The following is a 5,551-nucleotide window of genomic DNA, read 5'->3' as shown; positions in this document are numbered from 1 at the left end:
CTTAATGTGTGTTCGGCGGTGTCCTACTTTTCCACCCGGAGGGGTAGTATCATCGGCGCTGGTAGGCTTAGCTTCCGGGTTCGGGATGGGTCCGGGCGTTTCCCTACCGCTATTACCGCCGTAACTTTATTCACTTTATTGTGAAGTGTGTTTTGGTGGTGGGGTGCAGTCTTTATTGTTTGACTGTGAATTGTGTGGTTGCGAGGTTTTGTTGTTGTTGTAAGTTTTCGGCCGGTTAGTGCCAGTTCCCTACGCGCATTGCTGCGTTTCCAGGTCTGGCCTATCGATCCCGTGGTCTGCGGGGGGCCTTATCCCACTTAAATGGGTGAGAAGCCTGGTCTTGGAGGGGGTTTCCCGCTTAGATGCTTTCAGCGGTTATCCTGTCCGAACGTGGCTATCCAGCGGTGCCCCTGGTGGGACAACTGGTATACCAGAGGTTCGTCCGTCCCGGTCCTCTCGTACTAGGGACAGGTTTCCTCAAGCTTCTGACGCGCGCGGCGGATAGAGACCGAACTGTCTCACGACGTTCTAAACCCAGCTCGCGTGCCGCTTTAATGGGCGAACAGCCCAACCCTTGGGACCTGCTCCAGCCCCAGGATGCGACGAGCCGACATCGAGGTGCCAAACCATCCCGTCGATATGGACTCTTGGGGAAGATCAGCCTGTTATCCCCGGGGTACCTTTTATCCGTTGAGCGACACCCCTTCCACTCGGGGGTGCCGGATCACTAGTCCCGACTTTCGTCCCTGCTCGACATGTACGTCTCGCAGTCAAGCTCCCTTGTGCACTTACACTCAACACCTGATTGCCGTCCAGGTTGAGGGAACCTTTGGGCGCCTCCGTTACATTTTAGGAGGCAACCGCCCCAGTTAAACTACCCACCAGGCACTGTCCCTGAACCGGATATACGGTCCGAGGTTAGAAGCCCAATACGATCAGAGTGGTATTTCAACAACGACTCCACAACCACTGGCGTGGCCGCTTCACAGTCTCCCACCTATCCTACACAAACCGTATCGAACTCCAATACCAAGTTGTAGTGAAGGTCCCGGGGTCTTTTCGTCCTGCCGCGCGTAACGAGCATCTTTACTCGTAATGCAATTTCGCCGAGTCTATGGTTGAGACAGTTGAGAAGTCGTTACGCCATTCGTGCAGGTCGGAACTTACCCGACAAGGAATTTCGCTACCTTAGGATGGTTATAGTTACCACCGCCGTTTACTGGGGCTTAAATTCTCAGCTTCACCCCGAAGGGTTAACCGGTCCTCTTAACCTTCCAGCACCGGGCAGGCGTCAGTCCGTATACATCGTCTTGCGACTTCGCACGGACCTGTGTTTTTAGTAAACAGTCGCTTCTCACTGGTTTGTGCCACCCCCTCCCGCTACCCACCGCAAGGGTGTTGACGATGTGGGGGTCCCCCTTCTCCCGAAGTTACGGGGGCATTTTGCCGAGTTCCTTAACCATAGTTCACTCGTACGCCTTGGTATTCTCTACCTGACCACCTGTGTCGGTTTGGGGTACGGGCCGTGTGTGCGCTCGCTAGAGGCTTTTCTTGGCAGCATAGGATCACCGAATTCACCTCATCCGGCTATGCATCACCTCTCGGACTTCATGACACCCGGATTTGCCTAGATGTCGTCCTACCGGTTTGCCCCAGTATTACCACTGACTGGTACGGCTACCTTCCTGCGTCACCCCATCGCTTGACTACTACCAACGAAGGTCCCGCGCAGCGCATGCAATCCTCACACCCGAAGGTGATCGGTAACGCATGGTTTGGGCGGTTAGTACCGCTGATTCATCAGGGACGCTCACACACGGGTACGGGAATATCAACCCGTTGTCCATCGACTACGCCTGTCGGCCTCGCCTTAGGTCCCGACTCACCCTGGGCGGACTGGCCTGGCCCAGGAACCCTTGGTCTTTCGGCGGGCAAGGTTCTCACTTGCCTTATCGCTACTCATGCCTGCATTCTCACTCCCACACCCTCCACAGCTGGATCACTCCGCTGCTTCACCGGATGCAGGACGCTCCCCTACCCAACCAACTAATGTTGATTGCCGCGGCTTCGGCGGTGTGCTTGAGCCCCGCTACATTATCGGCGCACAATCACTTGACCAGTGAGCTATTACGCACTCTTTCAAGGGTGGCTGCTTCTAAGCCAACCTCCTGGTTGTCTTCGCGACTGCACATCCTTTTCCACTTAGCACACGCTTAGGGGCCTTAGCCGGCGATCTGGGCTGTTTCCCTCTCGACGCACGGAGCTTATCCCCCGCCGTCTCACTGCCACACTTTCACTTGTCGGCATTCGGAGTTTGGCTGACGTCAGTAACCTAGTAGGGCCCATCGGCCATCCAGTAGCTCTACCTCCAACAAGAAACATGTGACGCTGCACCTAAATGCATTTCGGGGAGAACCAGCTATCACGGAGTTTGATTGGCCTTTCACCCCTACCCACAGCTCATCCCCTCAGTCTTCAACCTAAGTGGGTTCGGGCCTCCACGCGGTCTTACCCGCGCTTCACCCTGGCCATGGGTAGATCACTCCGCTTCGGGTCCAGAACACACCACTACACCACACACTATTGTGTGGATACGCCCTATTCAGACTCGCTTTCGCTGCGGCTACCCCACCCGGGTTAACCTCGCGACATGTCCCTGACTCGCAGGCTCATTCTTCAAAAGGCACGCCATCACCCCACGACAAGTCGAAGGCTCTGACGGATTGTAAGCGCACGGTTTCAGGTACTCTTTCACTCCCCTCCCGGGGTACTTTTCACCATTCCCTCACGGTACTAATCCGCTATCGGTCACTGAGAAGTATTCAGGCTTACCGGGTGGTCCCGGCAGATTCACAGCAGATTCCACGGGCCCGCTGCTACTCGGGGACAGCTCCACAACAGGGTTCGCGTTTTCGCCTACGGGGCTCTCACCCTCTACGACAGGTCATCCCAAAACCACTTCGACTAACACGAACCTTTATCACTGTTGCCCCTCTCGGCGGAAAGGAGAAGAAACGCCCCACAACCCCGCACACACAACCCCCGCCGGGTATCACATGCATACGGTTTAGCCATCCTCCGCTTTCGCTCGCCACTACTCACGGAATCACAATTGTTTTCTCTTCCTACGGGTACTGAGATGTTTCACTTCCCCGCGTTCCCCCCCGACACCTATGTATTCAGTGCCGGGTGACACGACATCACTCGTGCCGGGTTTCCCCATTCGGACATCCTCGGATCAACGCTCGGTTGACAGCTCCCCGAGGCATATCGCAGCCTCCCACGTCCTTCATCGGCTCCCAGTGCCAAGGCATCCACCATGCGCTCTTAAACACTTACAACACAAAACCAAAAAAATGAGTCATCACCCACACACACCCCCACCACAAGGGCAGACATGCATGCGAGTATCAGAAAAATTTGCATTACATAAAGACACACCACAACCCCCAAAGGGATCATCATGCGTCTTTGATGCTCGCAACCACTATCCACAAATCAAACACCACACCCCACCACCAAAGCAGGGCAACAACAGAAACCCCTCAACCCCTTCAGCCCCACCCACTCAAAACACAAGCAAGCAGAAACCTCGAGATCTCAGAGCCGGCACCCACCCCCACTGGGATGAGCCCGCGGGCCTGTTGTCTCAAAGCCCAATAGTGTGTCTGGCGATCCATCACGACTCACACCCCTAGGGGCGCCCCGAACAGCCGATCAACGTTTGTTGTCTATGCACCAGAACTTGCGCCCACTACAGGGCAAGCCCATCCAACGAATCGCCCAGGTCACCGAACCCCCACACGATGTGGGCGGGCCATGGGTCTCGTGGTGCTCCTTAGAAAGGAGGTGATCCAGCCGCACCTTCCGGTACGGCTACCTTGTTACGACTTCGTCCCAATCGCCGATCCCACCTTCGACGGCTCCCTCCCACAAGGGGTTAGGCCACCGGCTTCGGGTGTTACCGACTTTCATGACGTGACGGGCGGTGTGTACAAGGCCCGGGAACGTATTCACCGCAGCGTTGCTGATCTGCGATTACTAGCGACTCCGACTTCACGGGGTCGAGTTGCAGACCCCGATCCGAACTGAGACCGGCTTTAAAGGATTCGCTAAGCCTCACGGCATCGCAGCCCTTTGTACCGGCCATTGTAGCATGTGTGAAGCCCTGGACATAAGGGGCATGATGACTTGACGTCATCCCCACCTTCCTCCGAGTTGACCCCGGCAGTCTCTCACGAGTCCCCACCATTACGTGCTGGCAACATGAGACAAGGGTTGCGCTCGTTGCGGGACTTAACCCAACATCTCACGACACGAGCTGACGACAGCCATGCACCACCTGCACACAGGCCACAAGGGAACCGACATCTCTGCCGACGTCCTGTGCATGTCAAACCCAGGTAAGGTTCTTCGCGTTGCATCGAATTAATCCACATGCTCCGCCGCTTGTGCGGGCCCCCGTCAATTCCTTTGAGTTTTAGCCTTGCGGCCGTACTCCCCAGGCGGGGTACTTAATGCGTTAGCTACGGCACGGATCCCAAGGAAGGAAACCCACACCTAGTACCCACCGTTTACGGCGTGGACTACCAGGGTATCTAATCCTGTTCGCTCCCCACGCTTTCGCTCCTCAGCGTCAGTTACTGCCCAGAGACCCGCCTTCGCCACCGGTGTTCCTCCTGATATCTGCGCATTCCACCGCTACACCAGGAATTCCAGTCTCCCCTGCAGTACTCCAGTCTGCCCGTATCGCCCGCACGCCGAGGGTTAAGCCCCCGGTTTTCACGAACAACGCGACAAACCACCTACGAGCTCTTTACGCCCAGTAATTCCGGACAACGCTCGCACCCTACGTATTACCGCGGCTGCTGGCACGTAGTTGGCCGGTGCTTCTTCTGCACATACCGTCACTTGCGCTTCGTCTGTGCTGAAAGAGGTTTACAACCCGAAGGCCGTCATCCCCCACGCGGCGTCGCTGCATCAGGCTTGCGCCCATTGTGCAATATTCCCCACTGCTGCCTCCCGTAGGAGTCTGGGCCGTATCTCAGTCCCAGTGTGGCCGGACACCCTCTCAGGCCGGCTACCCGTCGTCGCCTTGGTAGGCCATCACCCCACCAACAAGCTGATAGGCCGCGGGCCCATCCCACACCGCAAAAGCTTTCCCCCAAAGGTCATGCAACCCAAGAGGTGTATTCGGTATTAGACCCAGTTTCCCAGGCTTATCCCAAAGTGCAGGGCAGATCACCCACGTGTTACTCACCCGTTCGCCACTCGAGTACCCCGAAGGGCCTTTCCGTTCGACTTGCATGTGTTAAGCACGCCGCCAGCGTTCGTCCTGAGCCAGGATCAAACTCTCCAAACAAAAACAACCCAACCACCAGGGCCAGGTGAATCCGAATCAGAAAAATCCGATCACAAAAACCAGACACCAAAAACTGGCATCCAAAAAAACAAGGGCTGCACCCCCAAACGGGAAAATGCGGACACAACCCCAAAAACAACAAACAAAAACCACCAAACACACTATTGAGTTCTCAAACAACACACCCGC

General features: G+C 56.2%; 3 rRNA genes. All 3 read right to left on the bottom strand.

The features are described 5' to 3' along the window. Positions 1 to 10: 10 nt before the first annotated feature. Positions 11 to 123 (bottom strand): 5S ribosomal RNA (rrf, locus tag O6P37_RS28340). 92 nt (positions 124 to 215) lie between these two features. Next, positions 216 to 3,341 (bottom strand): 23S ribosomal RNA (locus tag O6P37_RS28335). Between the two features lie 501 nt (positions 3,342 to 3,842). Next, positions 3,843 to 5,362, bottom strand: a 16S ribosomal RNA gene (locus tag O6P37_RS28330). Together the 16S, 23S and 5S rRNA genes form the textbook arrangement of a ribosomal RNA operon. Positions 5,363 to 5,551: the final 189 nt, after the last annotated feature.

Origin of the sequence: Mycobacterium hippophais (assembly GCF_027529605.1) — a bacterium.
GTDB lineage: Bacteria > Actinomycetota > Actinomycetes > Mycobacteriales > Mycobacteriaceae > Mycobacterium > Mycobacterium arseniciresistens.
This window is presented reverse-complemented; position numbering and strand designations above follow the sequence as displayed.